Genomic DNA, 19806 nt, shown 5'->3' with positions numbered 1-19806 from the left:
ACATGTCGATTGAAAGCTGGCTTCTGTTTATCGTCGTCTCCCTTGTGCCGGCTATCAGCCCTGGCCCCGGGGTGATGCTCGCCATCCACAACACCCTGCGCTTCGGCCGCAACGCCACGCTGGCCTCTGCTTCCGGCAATGCGCTCGGCCTTGTGTGTATCGGCTTTGCGATTGCTCTCGGCTTTGGTGCCCTGATGGCGACCTCCGCCGTGGCCTTCACCGTACTCAAGCTGATCGGCGCAGCCTATCTGATCTACATCGGCGTGAAAGTCTGGCGCGACAAAAGCTCATTCAACACCCTGGAAAACGATTTGGAAGGCGGAAGGAGCTATCGCGTGCTCTGCGGTCAGGCTTTCCTGGTCTCGATCACCAACCCAAAAGCCATTCTGGTCATCACCGCCCTGTTTCCGCAGTTCCTGTCGAAAAGCGGTTTCCACCTGGACCAGACCATCATTTTGTCTGTCACCTATGCGGTGCTGTGTTGGGCCAACCACGCGGCCATCGCCTATGCAGGCGAAAACGTCCGGCGGTTTCTGACCTCCGAGAAGCGGCTGTCCATGACGCGCCGCATCACCGGCGGACTATTTGTCGGCTTCGGCGCCGCTCTGGCCACAGCAAGCCGGTAATGCTCATTGCGACCTGATCCAGTCTCGATCAATGTTCTCGCCCTTTGTGGAAGCCTACGCGCCACATCTTCAAACAGGGAGGTGATCAAGGCTGCGGTCGAACTGCAGCCTGACTGCATGAGCATCAAGCTCTACGCAGGGCAAGCTTCCCTGCCCCACTTCAATCCTGATTTGGAAGAGACAACAGACCTGCCAGATAAGGTCGCCGAACTACGGTCTCTTGTCCAAGGTGCCGATGCCTTGCTGATTGCCTGCCCGGAGTACGTTCACTGCCTACCCGGAAGTTTCAAAAACCTGCTCGACTGGCTGGTCGGTTGCCCTGACTTTCCAGGCAAACCAGTTGCGCTGTTTCAGGCAACAGAGCGGCATGAATATCTGCCAGCCATGTTGCGAGACGTTCTGACGACCATGTCGGCGCAAGTCATCGAAGATGCTTGTTACGAGCTATCCGCGCACAGCAACAAATTGACCACAGAGACCATCACCCGAGATGACCGCACCCGCGCGTCGATTGAAGGCAAACTCAAGTTGTTGGTCAAGGCGGTAGAAGCCGGCCGCGTCTGACTTGCTTCGGGGAAGGCTCAGTGCACCCGGTCCCGCTCAGCTTCCAGAATGTCATCAGCGTCTAGTCCTGCGATCGGCAGCCGTTTGTCGGTCGGCACATCGCCGGTGAGCTGAAGGGCCAGATATCGACCACAGCATACGCGCAGAAACGACGTGAAGTTACCCAGATCATGGCCGGCATCAATGCTCTCGTGATGGAGCTTCGTGATCAGCTGAATCACGGTCATGCCATCACGCATCGCGATTTCCTCAAGGGTTGTCCAGAAGAAGGTTTCCAGTCGAACGCTGGTCACCATGCCATCGATCCGCAGCGAACGGGTGCTGCTCGCCCAGAGTTCGGTATCTGCCTGGATGAAAAGTTTGCACATGGCGGATCTCGCTGCCTGTTCAGATCAAGAGGAAGCAACCTACTGCGATGGCATACGGATCGAAAGCCCTGCTTCTTGCGCAAGTAATCGGGACTGCGGTCAAAGCAGGGCCACACGTATCCGGATCGGTGGGAACCGGACACGTTATCCTGGTAAAGTCGCAGTCGGAACTGCAGCGCCAGCTCAGGCGGCGAGCGTTCCGGCGGCTTCGCCGGCCATGACGGCCATAAACTGCGAGAGCCATGCCGGATGGGCCGGCCATGCCGGTGCCGTGACCAGATTTCCATCCGTCACGGCAGCATCGATGGCAATCTCAGCATATGTGCCACCTGCAAGTTCCACTTCAGGACGGCAGGCCGGATAGGCAGAAACCGTCCGCCCTTCGATCACCCGGGCAGCAGCCAGAAGCTGGGCGCCGTGACAGATCGCGGCAACCGGTTTGCCGGTCTTAAAGAAATGTTCGACCGCGGCGGTCACGTCCTTGTCCAGACGCAGGTATTCCGGCGCACGGCCGCCCGGGATCACCAACGCGTCGTAATCGGCCACATTGATGTCGGCAAAAGTGGCGTTCAACGCGAAATTATGACCACGCTTTTCCGTGTAGGTCTGATCACCCTCAAAGTCATGGATTGAGGTTGCGACAGTCTCGCCGGCCTTCTTGCCAGGGCACACCGCATCGACACTGTGGCCAACAGCCAGCAGCGTCTGGAACGGCACCATGGTTTCATAGTCCTCGGTGAAATCACCGGTAATCATCAGAATTTTCTTGGAGCTCATGTTTTCCTCCCAGAGCAACAATCAACTCCGGGACGCTAGCAAAAGCTGTCGGCAAGCGGGTATTAGGCCATTACTACATCGTCAGCGGGAAGGAAGAAGAGCCAAATGCCGACTGGCGAAATTCAGCTGCCGAACTTGAGGCAACGCTCGCGATCAGCACTTTCGCCTTCAAGTAACGGCAGCACCGTGTTGTCCATGAGGTAAGGCGCCAGCTCGGTTTCCGGCATGGGCTTGCCATAGTAGAAACCCTGGAAATGATCGCATGACAGGGCGCGAAGGTAGGTGGCCTGTTCCTTTGTCTCGATCCCCTCCGCAGTCACCTGCATATTCAGCTTGTGGCCGAGCATGATGATCGTGTCGAGAATATGCTGGGTGCGCTCATCGCTCTCGCCAAGTGACATGACGAAGGACCGGTCGATCTTCAGTTTGTTGAAGTTGTATTTCCAGAGGTACCCCAGGCTTGAGTAGCCCGTGCCAAAGTCATCCATCGACAACTGTACGCCCAGATCGCGCAGCGCATCCAGCTGGCCTGAAACATTGTCGGCCTGTTCGATCAACAGGCTTTCAGTCACTTCAAGCTCCAGCCGCGTCGGCGCAAGTCCCGTCTGCTTCAGAAGTTCAGTGATCTGGGCAACAAGTTTGCCATCCTCAAACTGCCGGGTCGAAAGGTTGACTGAAACAAAGAGATGTTGCGGCCAGTTGGACGCGGCTTTCATGGCTCGCTCGAGCACCCAGGCGCCGATACGCATGATCTCGCCGTTCTCTTCGGCGATCGAAATAAACTCCGCCGGTGAAATTGCAGAACCGTCAGCATCCTGGAGGCGCAGCAACGCCTCGAAACCGGCAACCTGATCACTCGCAGGATCAATGAGCGGTTGGAAATGGACCTCAAACCGGTCTGCCGCCAGTCCAAGGACCACACTCTCTTCCACATGCTTGCGGCGGGCCACCTTGACTTCCAGATCCGGCGTAAAGGTCACACAGGTGTTCCGGCCCATCAGCTTGGCCTGATAGAGAGCCACATCCGCCTTGTTCATGCGCTCGTGCAGGTCCAGTTCCTGATCCCCATCGATATGAACACCCAGGCTGAGATGCCCCGTGACCGCCATTCCGTCCACCCAGACCGGCTCGCTGACCGTCTCGCGCAGGTTTTCGATCATCTGCTCAACCTGCTCAGGCGAACGATTGGCGGCGAGAATGACAAACTCGTCACCGCCAAAGCGCGCTGCGAGATCACCTCGCGACAGCTGGCCGGAAATTGCATTGCCCACATGCCGCAGGAAGGCATCGCCGACCTTGTGACCAAACGTGTCATTGATGGTTTTGAACTTGTCGACGTCGACGAAAATCACCGCGGTCTTATGAAGGTCCAGATGGCCCGACACCCGATAGTCCTCCACCTTCTGATAGAAGGTGGTCCGGTTGTGCAAGCCGGTGATCTGATCGACCGATGAAAGGAGACGCACCTTCTCACCAGTCTTCACTTGCTGCCGCATCTTGGCGATATAGGCCGCGAAGGGCACACCGAACGTCAGAAGCACCAAGGCGCCGAGGGTGGTCGCCAGGTGCAGGAAATTCCGCCGGAACAGTGATGCGACCATCGTCTGGTCAACATAGACCTCGACGACTCCAAGAACGGAACCGTCCGCCGCTTCCACGGGCACATAAGCCTCGACATAGAGGTCCGGCCGATTGGCCTTGGCACGCCCGTCGTTCAGATCGATGACGGCCGAGCCCTTATCGATGACCATCTGAGCGTGGCCATTGTGATCCGCCATTGCCCCGGGCTCGAGCGGCGCGCCCAGCTCATCGGAAATCAGCACCAGGTTGGCATTGCGGTCAAACAGCTTGAAGCGGAAGACATCGCCAACATGAACAGCGGTATCGATAACCTTGCGCTGCTCTTCTGACGGCACGCCACTTTCGATCAACGCCTCAAGGTCAGGCATGGTGGTGGCGAGGTGCATCGCCCAGCTGCGCGCCTTGCGTTCCGCATTCTGCTCAATGACCGTATCGACCGTGTCATTCAACCCCGTTTGGGCGAGCCAAAACATCGACCCGCCAAACAGGATGAGCAAAGCAAAGACCAGAGCGCCTCTGAACATGTCTGAACCTCAAAATAGACTTGAGGGGCAGTATTCGAAAAAATGCTCTAATTTTTTGATAAATTCTCAGATCAAATTCAAGGGCTTTTCACTCCCCTTCCAAGCAGTGAATCGATTTCCCTTGAGTCTGACAAAGAAAGCCTCCGACTTTAGCAGTCACAAACCTCATTATTATTGACAATAATGAATCTGCTGCGCCGCCTTACCCGGCGACACCGGCTCGCTTTGCCTCCTGATGTTCGTCCTCAACCAGGCCGACCTTCCAGTAACCCGAAATATAGGCATCCTTCCGGTCAACGCCGCGATCCACCAGCACCAGTTGACGCAGTTGGCGAATGAGACCGCTTTCGCCGGCAATGCAGGTCTGAACACGTCCTTCCGGCCAGTCCAGCTGCTGAATGAAGTCCAGCTGAGCCGTAGAGAATTTGTGAGGATCGTCCTGTACGAGCCAGTGCACATCGATACCTTCGGGCAGATTGATGTCCTGGCGGTCCTCCAGGGAATGCACTTCAAGGACGGCGACGCCTTTTGCCGAGCGCGGCATCGTCTCCAGGGTGGCTGCAGCCAAAGGAAGCGCGGACATGTCTGCTGCGACCAGATACCAGTCGGCATAGAAGTCCGTCACCTTCACCGGGCCGGGCCCCATGAACGCTAGAAAATCACCCGGCTTAGCAGCCTGGGCCCAGAGTGTCGCAGGGCCGCTGTCGCCATGCGCAACAAAGTCTATGTCCAGCTCAAACCCCTCACGGCGGAAGGAACGAACCGTATAGGTCCTGACCGCATGCACCTTCTTTTTCGGCAAAATGGCTTGGTGAAAAGCGGTAAAACTGGCCAGGTCTTCGCCTTCGCGCGGAAACACCAGCTTGCAATGCGCACCTTCCATGTGATCGGGAAAGTCAGCCAGATCATCACCCGTCAGCGTCACCCGAACCATATTCGGCGTGATGTAAGACGCTGACTTCACGGTGAGAATTCGGGGTTTCCTGCGGGTTGGGAGGGCCATTTGATATCCTATACATGAATTTAAAAATCATATTTAGTTTCTCTTTTCTCATTTTTCAAAGCCGGTTTGAAAAGAAACTGCTGGGAGCATGAAAGATCCCGCTTGACGGCAAACACAGAAGGGAATTATGAATACGAACCGTACCGTACGGTACAAACTCGAACCAAACGGCACACACCTATCTTTCTGGACAGGTTGCCACCTTGGAAACGCGCAGAAGAACCCGAGACAGCAGTCATGTCCCTCGCCCCCTCCATAGACACGGAATTCGAAGATATCGTCTTCACCCCGCGCCAGGAAGCGGTGCTGGAGTGCGCTCTTGGATTGTTGGTCGAGGGCGGCGAAAAGGCCCTGACGACAGCGGGATTGGCGCGCACGGCCAATTGCTCCAAGGAAAGCCTCTACAAGTGGTTTGGTGACCGCGACGGGCTTCTGGCTGCGGTCGTGGCCTATCAGGCAAGCAAGGTTCACTTTCCGCCCGAGAGCGGCGCCACTGCGGACGCGGAAACCTTTCGCACCCATCTGATTGCCTTCGCGACAGAGCTGCTTGCGGTTCTTTTCGGCGAAACCTCCGTGGCTCTCAATCGTCTGTCCATCGGCCAGTCAAACCGCGACGACAACCGGCTTGGCCGGCTGCTTCTGGTGCGCGGCAAGCACATGATCAGCGCCAAGGCGCGTGCACTGCTGGAGGCCGGCCGCCACCGCAATTATCTGAAGTTCGACGACGCGGAGGAGGCCTATCAGGTCCTTTACGGCCTGGCTGTGCGCGACGTTCATATCCGCCTGCTGCTGGGCGAAACCGCCAGCGCAGCAGAACGCGACCTGGAAGGACAGGCCAGGGACGCGGTTCAACGGTTCTACTCGCTGTTCGGCGCCTGACGCCGGCCAGCCAACACAAGTTCAGCATATTTCCGGGCACCGGCCTTACAAAAGCAGGCCCCGGGCACAACGGGAGAAAGGAATACCAATGCGTGTTTATTACGATCGCGATGCCGATCTGAACCTGATCAAGTCCAAGAAGGTTCTCGTCATCGGTTATGGCTCACAGGGCCGTGCCCATGCCATGAACCTGAGGGACAGCGGCCAGAAGGACATCGCCATTGCCCTTCGCGAAGGCTCGACCACTGCTCTGAAGGCTGAGGCCGACGGCTTCAAGGTCATGACCGTTGCTGAAGGCGCTGCCTGGGCGGACCTGATGATGATGGCAACGCCTGACGAACTACAGGCTGACATCTACAAGGACCACATCGCCTCCAACATTCGCGACGGCGCTGCAATTGCCTTCGCTCACGGCCTGAACGTTCATTTCGGCCTGATCGAGCCGAAGGACACCATCGACGTTCTCATGGTCGCACCGAAGGGCCCGGGTCACACCGTACGCGGTGAATTTGAGAAAGGCGGCGGGGTACCGTGCCTGATCGCCGTTCATCAGGACGCATCCGGCAACGCCCACGATCTCGGCCTGTCCTACGCTTGTGGCGTCGGCGGCGGCCGTTCCGGCATCATCGAAACCACCTTCAAGGAAGAGTGCGAAACCGATCTCTTCGGTGAACAGGCTGTTCTGTGTGGCGGTCTCGTCGAGCTGATCCGCGCTGGTTTCGAAACCCTGGTCGAAGCCGGTTACGCCCCGGAAATGGCCTACTTCGAGTGCCTGCACGAAGTGAAGCTGATCGTGGACCTGATCTACGAAGGCGGCATCGCCAACATGAACTACTCCATCTCCAACACCGCTGAGTGGGGCGAGTATGTCACCGGTCCGCGCATCGTGACGTCCGAGACCAAGGCCGAGATGAAGCGCGTTCTGACCGACATCCAGAACGGCAAGTTCACCTCCGACTGGATGCAGGAGTACCGCGCTGGTGCCGCCAAATTCAAGGCAACCCGCCGCCTGAACGACGCGCACCAGATCGAGGAAGTCGGCGAAAAGCTCCGCGGCATGATGCCGTGGATCAAGTCCGGCGCACTGGTCGACAAAACCAAGAACTAAGACCCGGGCGCCGGACTTGGCCAAGACAGCTAAACCTTGCGCCTGCCAGAGGCAGGGCGCAGGGGATCAAGTCCGGCGCACTGGTCGACAAGACGAAGAACTAGCGATCACCTGGTCGCAGGAACCTTAAGGGCTGGGCGCAATCCCGGCCCTTTCTGTATCAAGTCACGCCTGACGCAGCGCGCCCGCCAGCGCCCTTTTCAAAGCCGCCTGATTTTCGCAAAAACAAACTCCACAAAAAAAGAAAGTGCCTGTGCATTGTTACAATTTCCGGCACCGCTCTGATTCAAAATAGCTTTTGCAACTGCCCCGCAACTCCCCATGCGGTATTTTAGAAAATCACTAAAATTTTAAGGAAACAGGTAAGTAGCCGGAAAGTTGCGCTACCTAGTCTCCCGCAAATCGCATTGTTGAATTTACCAAGAAATATTATCGAGAAAGAGCGTTCCGTCATGGACAAGTTCTCACTCCTTGCCGCAAATTGTCTGATATTAACCGTATTCTCGGTTTCGTTTTTAACCGCCTTCCACGACATGAAGCGCGAGCGGTTCTGGCGCACCTGGGTGTCTGGAAACCTGTTTCTCGCAGCGGCACTGTTTTTCTACATTCTTGACACCGGCTTGCCGGAAATGCTCGCGTTCATCGTTCCAAATGGCCTGATGATCGCGGCCTTCGCCCGCTATAATCAGGGCGCAATGCAGTTCAATGACCAAAAGGTCTGCTACTTGCGCCTTCTGATACCAATGGGGATCATGCTGGCAACCAGCCTGCCCGCACATATCAGCCAGAACTATGCGCTGACCTATACGGTCACCAATCTGATGCTCGCTTTTCTGGCGACCGCCACTGCAGCAGAGTATTGGTCCCGCCGCGCTGACGGCCTTTCTTCAAGATACGGCCTCGCGTTCAGCTTCATGCTCATCGCCGCATCCTTCGCGCTGCGCGTAGCTCAGGGCATCGGGACGGAAAGCAACCAGATTTTCGGTTTGACGAATGAGTTTCTGTTGCCCGTGCACCTCATGATCGCCCTCGTCTTCGTAACCACAAGCGGCGCGTTTTCCCTGTCCCTGGCATTCGAGCGCAAATCTGCAGAACAGCAGGACGCCGCCCACAGGGACCCGCTGACAGGCACATTCAATCGCCGCGAGTTCACGTTGAGGCTGAAAGAGCTGCTGCAACAGCCCGAGCGTGGCAACTTCGCCGTCGTGCAATTCGATCTGGATCACTTCAAATCCGTCAACGACCGTTTTGGTCACGGCGCAGGCGATGAAGCCCTCCAGATCTGCACCGACATCATGCAGTGGCATCTACGCGAGGAAGACTGCCTGGCCCGGGTCGGAGGCGAGGAATTCGCCGCCCTCATGCCGGAAATTTCTCATTCGGAAGCCCTTGAGATCGCCGAACGCATCCGCGCGACGATTGCTGACACACCCTTGCACTTTGCACCTGAGGACGTTCGCCTGACGCTCTCGGCCGGCATCTATCACGGCAAGGGCGACGGCATGGACCACAAACAGCTTCTGAAGCTTGCCGACGATGGTCTCTATGAAAGCAAGCACGCGGGCCGCAACCGCGTCTCGTTGACACGGTCCGACGCGCTCACCATCGTTGAAGATGACCAATGGAGCAACGCGTCCCCTGCTCTGATCAAAAGCTCTGCTCCAAAAGCTTCGTGACCTGACGGTCACGGGCGCCCTCGCTCTTTCCGCCCATGACAACCACCATTCGCTGTGCGTTACCGCGCCGCGCCGTGGCGACCAGATTGTAGCCCGCCATGCTGATGTAGCCGGTCTTCAGACCGTCGACGCCTGCAACCTTGCCCAGCAAATTGTTGGTCGCGCGATAGGACCGGCCATTGAAGCTGAAGGATGTCGCACGAAAGTACGACCCGTACTGGGGAAACCGGTTTTTCAGGGCCCGCCCAAGGCTTGCCATGTCCCGCGCAGTTGTGACCTGCGCGGGATCCGGCAGGCCACTGGCATTGACAAATCGTGTGCGCGAAAGGCCCAGCGCCCGGGCCTTCGATGTCATTTTCGACGCAAAGGCGCTCTCGCTCCCCGAGATATTCTCCGCAATCACGATGGCCACATCATTGGCCGACTTCACCGCGAGCGCCCGTGCGGCCTGCTCAACCGTGATGGTCGACCCGGCCTTGAGACCCAACTTCGCGGGCGGTTGACGCGCTGCTTTGGCCGAAACGTTCAAAGGCGTGGAGAGAGAATATCGCCCTGACGCCACTTCCTCGATCAGGAGATAAAGCGTCATCATCTTCGTCAGAGATGCAGGATAGCGCGGCTCGTCCGGGTTGATCGAGGAAAGCTCGGCCCCGCTCACCATGTCGATCACCAGCTCGGAATAGCCCCGCGGCACGGCCGTGGCTGCCGGCGCATAGGCAACTGCGGCAACCGTCGGCACGGGTTGGGGAGCAACGGCATTCGCGGTGGTCGGCGTGGATGGCGCCGTCTGACAGGCCGCCAGCGAGACAGCCAGAAGCAAGGCGGCTCCGTTCCGCATCAGATGTGTCATCCGCATCGACTTACGCTTTCAGCTTGTAGCCGGTCTTGAAGATCCACCAGATGATCGCAAGACAGGCGGTTAGAAACACCAGTGTCATCGTCAGCGAGAGCCCAAGGCTCACATCCGCCTGACCGTAGAAACTCCAGCGGAAACCGGAGATCAGATAGACCACCGGATTGAGCAGCGTCACGTTCTGCCAGAAGGGCGGCAGCATGTTGATGGAGTAGAAACTGCCACCAAGGAAGGCCAACGGCGTCACCACCAGAAGCGGCACGAATTGCAGCTTCTCGAAGTTGTCCGCCCAGATCCCGATGATGAAGCCGAGCAGCGCAAAGGTAATCGCCGTGAGCAGGAAGAAGGTCACCATCCAGACGGGATGCTGCACTTCCAGCGGCACGAAGAACGAGGCGGTGATGAAAATGATCACCCCCACCAGAACCGCCTTGGTGGCCGCCGCCCCGACAAAGGCGATGGTGATTTCCAGAAACGACACGGGCGCGGAGAGGATCTCGAAGATCGTGCCGGTGAATTGCGGAAAATAGATGCCGAAGGAGGCATTGGACAGGCTCTGGGTCATCAGTGACAGCATGATCAGACCCGGCACGATAAACGCCCCGTAGGAGATGCCATCAACTTCGGAAATGCGCGAGCCTATGGCGGCACCAAAGACCACGAAGTACAGCACCGTCGAGATGACCGGCGAAACGATAGACTGCATGATCGTGCGCACGGTCCGCGCCATTTCGAAATAGTAAATGGCCTTGATCGCGTGATAATTCATGATTTCACTTTCACCAGATCAACAAAGATGTCTTCGAGCGAGCTTTGGGTCGTGTGCAGGTCCTGGAACCGAATGCCTGCGTCCGAAAGAGCGCTGATCAACGCGGTGATACCTGTCCGTTCGCTCTGTGTGTCATAGACGTAGACGAGCTTTCGGCCCTCCCCCTCCAGCTTCAGCCCGTGCGACTGCAAGACATCGGGGATGACCTCGAGCGGTTCAAGAAGCTCAAGCGTCAGCTGCTTGCGGCCAAGCTTGCGCATCAACGCGTCCTTGTTCTCGACAAGGATGATCTCGCCCTTGTTGATCACGCCAACCCGGTCGGCCATTTCCTCGGCTTCTTCGATGTAGTGGGTGGTCAGGATGATGGTGACGCCCTTTTCCTTCAGCCCTTCGACCACACGCCACATGTCATGGCGCAATTCCACATCGACACCTGCTGTCGGCTCATCGAGAAACAGCACCTTCGGTTCATGAGCCAGCGCCTTGGCCACCAGAAGCCTTCGTTTCATGCCGCCTGACAGCGCCATGATCGGATTGTCCTTCTTGTCCCAAAGCGTCAGGTCCTTGAGGATTTGTTCGACAAGGTCATCGTTGCGCGGCAAGCCGAAAAGGCCCCGGCTGAACTTCAGCTGATCCTTGACGATCTCGAACGGCGCAGTCGGCATTTCCTGGGGCACCAGCCCCACGAGACGGCGCGCAGCCCGGAAGTCTGCCTGGGTGTCGAAACCGCCGATGGAGATGGAGCCGGATGTCGGCATGATCAGGCCGCAGATCGTGCTGATCAGTGTTGTCTTGCCAGCACCATTGGGGCCAAGAAGAGCAAACACCTCGCCCTCCTCGATCTCCAGCGACACGGACTTCAGTGCCTCAAAACCTCCTGAATAGGTTTTTTGAAGGTCACGAACGGAAATGATCGGAGCCATGGGATCCCGCAAATGAGACTAGAAAAGGAGAGCGATGCACAAAAAACACTGCATCCGGACGAAGGCAACGCGCCAACGCACCAAAAGTTGCCCGCACACTGCCAGAGCAGGCATTGCTTGAAAAGAGGGCAACGCCCCTCTCCCAACACCTTCGACAACCTGAGCCCTTGTTTACGCAGACAGAATTGCGTGCTGGCACATTCATCCGCTGACGCACCCGAGGCTCTGGTTCCCACGCCATCGACCCGCGCGGAGCCTCTACCCGGACGAGCGGCCGGTCGGACTTGTTCTCGTCATACATCCAAGCTAACCGTTGAGTCTCGCCTGCCATTTCCCGAGGCCTCATGACACTCAAGATCCGCAAGGCCCATCCGGGCGATACAACCGCGTTGACCGACATCATGCATCGCAGCAAGGCCTCCTGGGGCTATGACGATGACAAGATGAGCGGTTTCCAAAGTGCCTTCCGCATCTGTCAGCAGGAGATTTCCGCCTGTGACATGCTCATTGCCGAACGGAACGGCAAACCGGTTGGCTTTGCCGGCGGTCGCCTGGGTACTCCCGAAGATCCTCAAGTCTACCTGATTGAGTACCTATTCATTGCGCCCGAAAGCGTGAAACAGGGTCTGGGCCTTCTGCTGCTCACGCGTTTGAGCGATCTGGCCCGCGCGGAGGGTGCCACCCTGCTTCGACTGGAGAGCGACCACTATGCTGTCGGCTTTTACGAACAAAACGGTTTTAAAGCCGTCGGCACGCGCCCCAGCAAAATGGCACCAACCGGAAAAATCCCGGTGCTGGAGAAAGCCATTCCCGCCGGCATCTTGCCGCTCAGGGACATCAAGCTGAAACTGGACCACGGCAGGTCCTGGAGCTTTGAAAACGAACACCACGCAGCCATTGAAAGCCACTGGCAGGATGCCCTGCGGCACAATCCCCATCTTTGGAATGGCCGGACACTGAAGCTGTCCGGGCATTCCTTCAAGGACGGTGTCTTTGAGGGCACATGCCTGGAATGCTCATTCGCCGCCTTTCTCACCTGGAGGGACTGGGGCGCCCCCGACCTGACCGCCTTCAACCTCTTCGGCTCGGCTATCCTGAGGTCGAGCGACGGCGCACTTCTTTTTGGCGTCATGTCGGACAAGACCGCCAACGCCGGCAAGGTCTATCCACCGGGCGGAAACCTGGATCCGTCGGATGTCCTTGCCGACGGCACGGTCGATGTGGACGGCGCCATCTTCCGTGAGCTGGTAGAAGAAACCGGCCTCAGCCGATCCGATGTGTCACCCGGCGAGCGGTTCGCCGTTTTCGATGGCCCGCGCATCTCCATTGCCCAGGTCATCGACGTGGACAAACCTGCCGAAGATCTGGCCCGGGATATTGTCGCCTTCTCTCTTGCCAGTGAGGAGCAGGAACTGGCGGACATGCGGATCCTGAGAAACCAAGGCGATCTCTGCAGTCCCGACCTTGTGTCCTATGCCCGGGCACTCGCTCGGCACCTCCTGTCGATTTGACTGAATTAACCGTTGCTTACGCTCCCTTAACCAAGCACACCACTACCGGGCTGGCGGACAACGGGCTTTCCGTGCAACAGTCCGCCGATCATTTTTGCATTGAACACTGACATCTCTCGGGAGACTGCCAATATGGGACGCCGCTACGCCATCCTCGACGTCTTCACCAACACAGCACTTGCCGGAAATCCCCTTGCGGTTGTGCTCGATAGCGAAGGCCTGAGCGACGCCCAGATGCAGTCGATTGCAGGTGAATTCAACCTGTCGGAAACCGTCTTTGTTCTCCCGCCGGAGAACCCCGGGCATTCTGCGACGCTCCGGATTTTTACGCCAGGCACCGAGCTTCCCTTCGCCGGCCACCCCACTGTCGGCACCGCGATCTTGTTGGCGACCGAGCGCTTCGGCGAAATTTCAGGTGAACAGGACGCCGTGGTCGTCCTGAAGGAAAAAATCGGCGCCGTGCGCTGCGCCGTGATCCTGCGCGAAAACGCAGCCGGTTTCGCCGAATTCGATGTTCCCAAGCTGCCGGAACATGCCGGCCCGACCCAGGACAACGAGCTGATCGCGGAAGCCCTTGGCCTCGACCCGACCGACATCGGCTTTGAAAACCACAAGCCCTCCCGCTTCAAGGTCGGCCCTGCCTTCAACTTCATCCCGGTCCGGGATCTTGATGCCCTCGCCCGCGCAAAGCCCAATCTGCAGCGCTGGAGCGCGGCCTTTGATCAGGACGAGCACAACGACGCCTACGTTTATTGCCGCGAAACCCGCTCCCATGACAGCGCCTTCCAGGCAAGGCTGTTCGCACCGGAGATGGGCATTCCGGAAGACCCGGCAACAGGATCAGCTGCCTCGGCTTTCGCAGGCGCCATTCACTACTTCGACCGCCTGCCCGGCGGCAGCCACGTGTTCCGCATCGAACAGGGCTTCGTCATGGGGCGTCCGTCCCTAATCGATCTTGAAATCGACGTCGAGGAAAAGCAGCTCCATGCAGTGCGCGTTGGCGGTCAGGCAACCATCGTCGCCCGCGGCGAACTGTTCATTTGATCAAAACCCGTGATCTCAATGCGCCGCGCGGTCAAAAGACCAGCGGCGCATTATCCGTCACTTCCTTCATCACGAAGAAGGTACGCGTCTGGCGCACACCGGGCAGCGTGATCAACTCCCGGGCGTGAAGCCGGTTGAAATCCGGCATGTCTTTCACGCGGATTTTCAAAAGATAATCGAAGTCGCCAGCGACCAGATTGCAGTCGAGCAGCGATGGCATCTTCACAACGGCAGCTTCAAAGGCGGCAAAGCTCTCGGGCGTGGAGCGGTCGAGAACCACCCCCACCATCACCAGAGCGCCAAGGCCAACGCTTTGCGGCTCGACCTGCGCCCTCACTGACTTGATAAAGCCTTCCTGAAACAGACGCTGGGTTCGCCGGTGGCAAGTCGCAGCACTGACATTCACCCGCGTTGCCAATTCCGCATTGGTCAATCGGCCGTCATCCTGCAGCAGACGCAGGATCTTGCGGTCCGTGCGATCCAATTCCGACGTGAAAGATTCTTCCATTTTCTGGATCCATTACGAGATCAATAAAATCTATTAGACGAAATTTATATCAAATAACACGAAATTTCATCCATCTTTGAAAGCACCTTCGGCGCACGTCTTGTTAGCATTTCGGCAGACAGACACCGGAGAAACCTATGCTCGACGACTTTGAACGCTACCCCCTCACCTTTGGCCCCACCCCGATTGAACACCTGCCCCGTCTGACTGCAGAACTGGGCGGTTCGGTCGAGATCTATGCCAAGAGAGAGGACTGCAACTCCGGCCTTGCTTTTGGCGGCAACAAGCTGCGCAAGCTGGAATACATCGTGCCGGACGCTATTGCCTCGGGTGCAGACACGCTTGTGTCAATCGGCGGCGTTCAGTCCAACCACACACGTATGGTCGCAGCCACCGCCGCCAAGCTGGGCATGAAGTGCCGTCTCGTTCAGGAGAAGTGGGTGCCTCACTACGATGCCGTCTACGACCGGGTCGGCAACATCCTTCTGACCCGCCTGATGGGCGCCGATAGCCGGCTGGTTGAAGACGGCTTTGACATCGGCATCCGCAGCAGCTGGGAAGACGCCATGCAGTCTGTGCGGGACGAAGGCGGCAAGCCTTACGGCATTCCCGCTGGCGCCTCGGAGCACAAGTTCGGCGGCCTGGGCTATGTCGCTTTCGCCGAAGAAGTGCGCGAGCAGGAAGCTGAACTCGGCTTCAAGTTCGACTATATCGTTGTTTGCGTCGTCACCGGTTCGACCCAGGGCGGCATGATCGTCGGCTTTGCAAAGGACGGCCGCGCCGACAAGGTCATCGGCATCGATGCCTCGGGCACGCCAGACCAGACCAGGGCACAGGTTCGCCGCATCGTCGACAACACCGCCGAGTTGGTGAAACTCGGCCGCAAGGTCAGCGACGACGAGATCGTCATCAACCCGGATTACGCCTACCCGGCCTATGGCGTTCCCAGCGATGAAACCAATGACGCAATCCGCCTCGCAGCTCGCACCGAAGCCATGATGACCGACCCGGTTTATGAGGGAAAATCCATGCAGGGCATGGTTGATCTCATCAAGAAGGGCTTCTTCCCCAAAGGCTCCAAGGTCCTTTACGCCCACCTTGGCGGCGCACCGGCCCTCAACGGCTACAGCTACTACTACAAGGACGGCTGATCGGCGTCGAAACAGCCCCCTGGAGCAGGCTGCCCGTAAAGGGGCAGCCTCTCAACTGAAGAATGCCTGACGAAATCAGATATCGATCTCGGCCCAGATCGCGTGATGATCCGAAGCCGCGTGATGCTTTTTCTCAAGCTCAGGATAGATTTCCCAGCGCGGCGGCCGCGACCCGGGCCAAACGCCCCTCCGCTCCAGCCCGCCGAGGGTCACCTTGTCGAACAGCGCCGGCGACAGGAGCAGATAGTCGATCTTGTCGTCGTCATTGCCCAGCCCATGGGTGCCGATCCCCTTGTTGCCGTTGTCGACGTTGAACTCGAACTCGGTAAAATTCGGATGCTCGCAGACATCCTTCAGGTCTGTATCCGCCAGGAGCGGTGCAAGTTCCGGGCTGTCTGGCGTGTCGTTCAAATCACCCAACACGACAACATTCTCAAAACCATCCGCGATCAGGCGATTGTAGTAGCTCGCGACAGCACTTGCCTGCGCCAGCCGCTTGGCTTTGCTCACGGGGTCGTTGCCGCCGTATTTGCTCTTGAAGTGATTGGGTAGAACCACAATCGTCTCGCCACCCGGCGTCGTCACCTCGAATTCGGGACAATCGCGGCTGAAGATCCGATGACCGTCCGGCTTGAGATCATCTACGTGGCTGCGCATGTTGCCAATCGGATAGCCGTTGCGGGTCGCAAGGCCGACGTCGATGCCGCGGCCGTCATTGCCGTCAATCAGCATGACATGCCGATAGGCTTCATCGAGCCCCAACCGGTCCACCATCAGGTCCTGAAACGACAGCAGCACAGGCCGGCTTTCCGCCTCGACCACTGCGAGGATATCGGCCTTGAGATCACGGATCATGCGCGCCGTATTGGCGATGGCCACCTCGTCCACCGCTTCAGTCCGGAGCTCACACCAGCCCACCCAGTCGGAACGTCCCTTCGCCTTGATGTAAGGCACTTTCGGCGCTCTCGGCCGCGAAATCAGCAAGCCTCGGATCTTGCGGATACGGGTGTAGCGTCCCTCGTCACGCTTGAGCATGCCGAGCTGATCGATCAGCTCCAGCATGCGCGCCTTGTCCGCGTCCGAATAGACCTCATGCTCGAAAAGTTTGTTCAGCTCGGCATGCGCATCAAGCACGTCCTTGTGCGCGTCTTTTTCCGGCCCGTTGAACACCCGCGCCCGGTCAAAAAGGTTTTCCACGTTGAATGCTGCAATCCGCATGACCCCGCCTCCCCTGATCAAGTCTGCAAGTAACCACCACCTTCGTTTGCAAGAATGACCGGAGCATATCAGAAATAGTTGATCCAGGCGCCTGCAAAGCAGCTTTCTCACGCCGCCGAAGCACGCTACGCTCACCTTCCAACTGCAGATTTTACCAAGAGCATGCCTCTCAAGGCATCCGGTCCCAAGGGAAAGTCATCACCATGTCCAGATCATCGGTTTTCAGCCTCAAGATGCCACACCGCCTTCCGGTGCGTGTCGCCGGCGCGCTCCTGGCAGGTCTCATGACGTCGTCCGCGATGGCGCAGCAGGCCGCCGATGCGGTCTCGCCGGAAAGCGCCAGCACTGTGCCCGCCGCCTTCGAGAACCTCTCGCCTGAAGCAACAGCCGCACTCGCGGCCAAATCCGCTGGCGAACCGGTCAAGGCAAAAGACTGGATGATTGCCGCGGCCAATCCGCTCGCAGTTGAAGCCGGCGCGAAAATCCTCAAGGCGGGCGGTAGCGCTGCTGACGCCATGGTCGCCGTTCAGGCAGTCCTCGGCCTTGTCGAGCCTCAGTCCTCGGGGCTCGGAGGCGGTGCGTTTCTGGTCTGGTATGATGCGCAGACCGGCGAGCTGACCACCCTGGACGGCCGCGAGACCGCGCCACAGGAAGCCGACCCGACCTACTTCCAGGACGCAGCAGGCGAGCCGCTGAAATTCTGGGACGCAGTCGTCGGCGGCCGGTCTGTCGGCACACCAGGCACGCCGAAGCTCATGGAAGCGGCCCACCAGCGCTGGGGCAAGCTCGAATGGGCACCGCTCTTCAAGGATGCGATCGCACTCGCTGACGGTGGCTTTACCGTCTCGCCGCGCCTTGCTTCCCTGGTCGCCGGCGACGCGGAGCGGCTTGGTCGGTTCGACGCCACGAAGGCCTATTTCCTCCCCGGCGGCGAACCCATCAAGGCCGGCGACACCCTGAGGAACCAGGACTATGCGGCGACACTCAACTCACTCGCCGACAATGGCACCAAGGACTTCTATGAAGGACTGATCGCAACCGACATCGTCGACACCGTCCGCGGTGCGCCTGGCAATCCTGGCCTTCTGTCCACCACCGACTTGAAGATCTACGACGTCAAGGAGCGCAAGGCCGTCTGTGCGGACTATCGTGACCGCAAGGTCTGTGGCATGGGCCCTCCCTCGTCCGGCGCACTCACCGTCGGTCAGATCCTGGGAACCCTGGACGGCTACGACCTCGCCAAGCTGGGACCGAAGAGTGCCGACGCCTGGCGCCTGATCGGCGATGCGTCGCGTCTCGCCTTTGCCGATCGCGGGCGCTACATGGCCGACAGCGATTTCGTCCCCATGCCCACCAAGGGGTTGGTTGACCCGGCCTACCTCAAGACCCGGTCCGACCTTCTGAAAGGCGACGATGCCCTGCCCGAAGTTGCACCCGGCACGCCACCCTGGGACCACGCCCTCCTGATGGCAGACGATGAGAGCATTGAACTGCCGTCGACCTCGCACATTTCCATCGTCGACGCCGATGGCAACGCCCTGTCCATGACCACCACCATCGAGAACGGCTTCGGCTCGCGCCTCTTCGTGCGCGGCTTCCTGCTCAACAACGAGCTGACCGACTTTTCCTTCCGGACCCAGAAGGACGGCCTGCCCATCGCCAACCGGCTGGAGCCTGGCAAGCGTCCCCGTTCGTCCATGGCACCGACCATTGTCATGAAAGACGGCAAGCCTGAGCTCGTGGTCGGCAGCCCCGGTGGCAGCCGCATCATCGGTTATGTGGCAAGCGCCATCATCGCCCATCTCGACTGGGACATGAACATCCAGGCCGCCCTCGCTTACCCGCATCTGGTCAACCGTTTCGGCACCTATGATGTCGAGGAGGGCACCGCAGCCACGGAGCTTGCCGCGCCGCTCGAGGCTCTGGGCTACAAGGTCAATCCACGCGCCCTCACCTCCGGCCTCCACGCCATCGCGATCACCTCAGACGGCCTTGAAGGCGGGGCAGACCCACGCCGCGAAGGCATCGCTCTGGGGAATTGAGCACAGCATGCGGCGGAAGGCGCATCGATTGCTCCTTCCGTCGTGATGCAAGCCGCTTTCAGACCTAATTTCGGGTGTATTTTTCGAAGCAGTGCCAGTCGTTGCCTATGGAACGGCCGATGAGCTTCACCTCCCCCGGTTTTCCTTGACGAATCTGCAGATTATCAAACGCCCGGATTGCGCTGCAGCATCCCCGCCCATACAGTCGCGCCACGTAAAAACCCGTAGCCATAGCCAACAGCCAACGCGGACCCCATCATGATCGAGCTTTTGAAAATCCTGCATGTCTTTGCCTTCACCGCGGGAATTGGAGGAAGCCTGGCCAATCTGGTGGTTATCCGCGCCGCTGGCTCCGCAGATCCGGAAGCTGCAAAGGTCCTGCGCGGCATCACCCCTCGCATCGGCATGCTTAGCGTTCACTCCCTTGGCCTGCTTTGGGTCACCGGACCGCTCCTGCTTTGGCTCGTCTATGACGGGGGCAAGAGCCTTGGCCCGCTGTTTCACGCCAAGATGCTCGGTGTCGTGCTTTTGACGCTCATCGTCATTGCCAGCCGCATGACCATTCGCAAGATCAAGGCCGGAAAACCCGCGCCGCTTGCGCCCCATATGCCAAGGCTCGCGCTCTCAGCCTCCCTCACAGGCCTCACCACCATCGCCCTTGCGGTTCTGACGTTTTCCTGA

Annotated in this window: 19 protein-coding genes; 10 read left to right on the top strand and 9 right to left on the bottom strand. The window is 58.7% G+C overall.

Annotated features, from left to right (window positions below; genetic code table 11):
• Positions 1-2: 2 nt before the first annotated feature.
• Positions 3-626 carry a LysE family translocator gene (locus ABJZ52_RS10820; RefSeq protein ID WP_348185358.1) on the top strand — a complete coding sequence of 208 codons (624 nt, stop codon included), beginning with the start codon at positions 3-5 and terminating at the stop codon, positions 624-626.
• 6 nt (positions 627-632) lie between these two features.
• The gene (locus ABJZ52_RS10815; RefSeq protein ID WP_348185355.1) at positions 633-1190 is read left to right on the top strand and encodes an NADPH-dependent FMN reductase; all 558 of its coding nucleotides are present in this window, start codon (positions 633-635) and stop codon (positions 1188-1190) included.
• A gap of 17 nt (positions 1191-1207) precedes the next feature.
• Here the strand turns inward: ABJZ52_RS10815 and ABJZ52_RS10810 are convergent, their stop codons facing one another.
• The 4 genes from ABJZ52_RS10810 to ABJZ52_RS10795 form a co-directional block, all read right to left on the bottom strand.
• The gene (locus ABJZ52_RS10810) at positions 1208-1558 is read right to left on the bottom strand and encodes a ribbon-helix-helix domain-containing protein (RefSeq protein WP_348185352.1); all 351 of its coding nucleotides are present in this window, start codon (positions 1556-1558) and stop codon (positions 1208-1210) included.
• A 183-nt stretch (positions 1559-1741) separates the two neighbouring features.
• Positions 1742-2335 carry a DJ-1/PfpI family protein gene (locus ABJZ52_RS10805; protein WP_348185349.1) on the bottom strand — a complete coding sequence of 198 codons (594 nt, stop codon included), beginning with the start codon at positions 2333-2335 and terminating at the stop codon, positions 1742-1744.
• A gap of 122 nt (positions 2336-2457) precedes the next feature.
• A complete protein-coding gene (locus ABJZ52_RS10800) occupies positions 2458-4440 on the bottom strand; it encodes an EAL domain-containing protein (protein WP_348200165.1) in 1983 nt (660 codons plus the stop codon).
• 202 nt (positions 4441-4642) lie between these two features.
• A complete protein-coding gene (locus ABJZ52_RS10795) occupies positions 4643-5443 on the bottom strand; it encodes a siderophore-interacting protein (protein WP_348188135.1) in 801 nt (266 codons plus the stop codon).
• Between the two features lie 237 nt (positions 5444-5680).
• Between ABJZ52_RS10795 and ABJZ52_RS10790 the strand changes: the two genes are divergently transcribed.
• The 3 genes from ABJZ52_RS10790 to ABJZ52_RS10780 all read left to right on the top strand — a co-directional run bounded on the left by ABJZ52_RS10790 (position 5681) and on the right by ABJZ52_RS10780 (position 9106).
• The gene (locus ABJZ52_RS10790) at positions 5681-6322 is read left to right on the top strand and encodes a TetR/AcrR family transcriptional regulator (protein ID WP_348188132.1); all 642 of its coding nucleotides are present in this window, start codon (positions 5681-5683) and stop codon (positions 6320-6322) included.
• An 88-nt stretch (positions 6323-6410) separates the two neighbouring features.
• The gene (gene ilvC, locus ABJZ52_RS10785) at positions 6411-7430 is read left to right on the top strand and encodes a ketol-acid reductoisomerase (RefSeq protein ID WP_348188130.1); all 1020 of its coding nucleotides are present in this window, start codon (positions 6411-6413) and stop codon (positions 7428-7430) included.
• Positions 7431-7882: 452 nt separating this feature from the next.
• A complete protein-coding gene (locus ABJZ52_RS10780; protein ID WP_348188127.1) occupies positions 7883-9106 on the top strand; it encodes a GGDEF domain-containing protein in 1224 nt (407 codons plus the stop codon).
• Here the strand turns inward: ABJZ52_RS10780 and ABJZ52_RS10775 are convergent.
• From ABJZ52_RS10775 to ABJZ52_RS10765, 3 genes are read right to left on the bottom strand one after another with little or no spacing between them, the layout of a single operon-like run.
• Positions 9078-9944 (bottom strand): D-alanyl-D-alanine carboxypeptidase family protein, encoded by an 867-nt coding sequence (locus tag ABJZ52_RS10775; RefSeq protein ID WP_348188124.1) that lies wholly within the window; start codon positions 9942-9944, stop codon positions 9078-9080. The two genes, ABJZ52_RS10780 and ABJZ52_RS10775, sit on opposite strands and share 29 nt — an antisense overlap.
• A 22-nt stretch (positions 9945-9966) precedes the next feature.
• Positions 9967-10728: an ABC transporter permease gene (locus ABJZ52_RS10770; protein ID WP_192108801.1), complete on the bottom strand. Its 762-nt coding sequence runs from the start codon at positions 10726-10728 to the stop codon at positions 9967-9969.
• Positions 10725-11651, bottom strand: a complete 927-nt coding sequence (locus tag ABJZ52_RS10765; protein WP_348188122.1) for an ABC transporter ATP-binding protein — start codon at positions 11649-11651, stop codon at positions 10725-10727. Before ABJZ52_RS10765 ends, ABJZ52_RS10770 begins: the two co-directional genes overlap by 4 nt.
• 344 nt (positions 11652-11995) lie before the next feature.
• On the opposite strand from ABJZ52_RS10765, the gene ABJZ52_RS10760 reads away from it, so the two are divergent.
• Both ABJZ52_RS10760 and ABJZ52_RS10755 read left to right on the top strand, forming a co-directional pair.
• Positions 11996-13162 (top strand): GNAT family N-acetyltransferase, encoded by a 1167-nt coding sequence (locus ABJZ52_RS10760; protein WP_348188120.1) that lies wholly within the window; start codon positions 11996-11998, stop codon positions 13160-13162.
• A 132-nt stretch (positions 13163-13294) separates the two neighbouring features.
• Positions 13295-14206 carry a PhzF family phenazine biosynthesis protein gene (locus ABJZ52_RS10755; RefSeq protein WP_348188118.1) on the top strand — a complete coding sequence of 304 codons (912 nt, stop codon included), beginning with the start codon at positions 13295-13297 and terminating at the stop codon, positions 14204-14206.
• Positions 14207-14237: 31 nt separating this feature from the next.
• Here ABJZ52_RS10755 and ABJZ52_RS10750 read toward each other — a convergent pair whose 3' ends face one another.
• Positions 14238-14714 carry an Lrp/AsnC ligand binding domain-containing protein gene (locus ABJZ52_RS10750; protein ID WP_348188115.1) on the bottom strand — a complete coding sequence of 159 codons (477 nt, stop codon included), beginning with the start codon at positions 14712-14714 and terminating at the stop codon, positions 14238-14240.
• Positions 14715-14851: 137 nt separating this feature from the next.
• Here ABJZ52_RS10750 and ABJZ52_RS10745 point away from each other — a divergent pair, with 137 nt between their 5' ends.
• Positions 14852-15865 (top strand): 1-aminocyclopropane-1-carboxylate deaminase, encoded by a 1014-nt coding sequence (locus ABJZ52_RS10745; protein WP_348188112.1) that lies wholly within the window; start codon positions 14852-14854, stop codon positions 15863-15865.
• A gap of 75 nt (positions 15866-15940) precedes the next feature.
• Here the strand turns inward: ABJZ52_RS10745 and ABJZ52_RS10740 are convergent, their stop codons facing one another.
• Positions 15941-17083, bottom strand: a complete 1143-nt coding sequence (locus ABJZ52_RS10740; protein ID WP_348188110.1) for an endonuclease/exonuclease/phosphatase family protein — start codon at positions 17081-17083, stop codon at positions 15941-15943.
• A gap of 233 nt (positions 17084-17316) precedes the next feature.
• Between ABJZ52_RS10740 and ggt the strand changes: the two genes are divergently transcribed.
• Positions 17317-19125 (top strand): gamma-glutamyltransferase, encoded by a 1809-nt coding sequence (gene ggt, locus ABJZ52_RS10735; RefSeq protein WP_348188155.1) that lies wholly within the window; start codon positions 17317-17319, stop codon positions 19123-19125.
• A gap of 258 nt (positions 19126-19383) precedes the next feature.
• On the top strand, positions 19384-19806 hold the full coding sequence (locus tag ABJZ52_RS10730; RefSeq protein WP_348188107.1) for a hypothetical protein: 423 nt from the start codon (positions 19384-19386) through the stop codon (positions 19804-19806).

The sequence above is a fragment of the Roseibium sp. genome, from assembly GCF_039982295.1.
Taxonomy (GTDB): domain Bacteria; phylum Pseudomonadota; class Alphaproteobacteria; order Rhizobiales; family Stappiaceae; genus Roseibium.
This window is presented reverse-complemented; position numbering and strand designations above follow the sequence as displayed.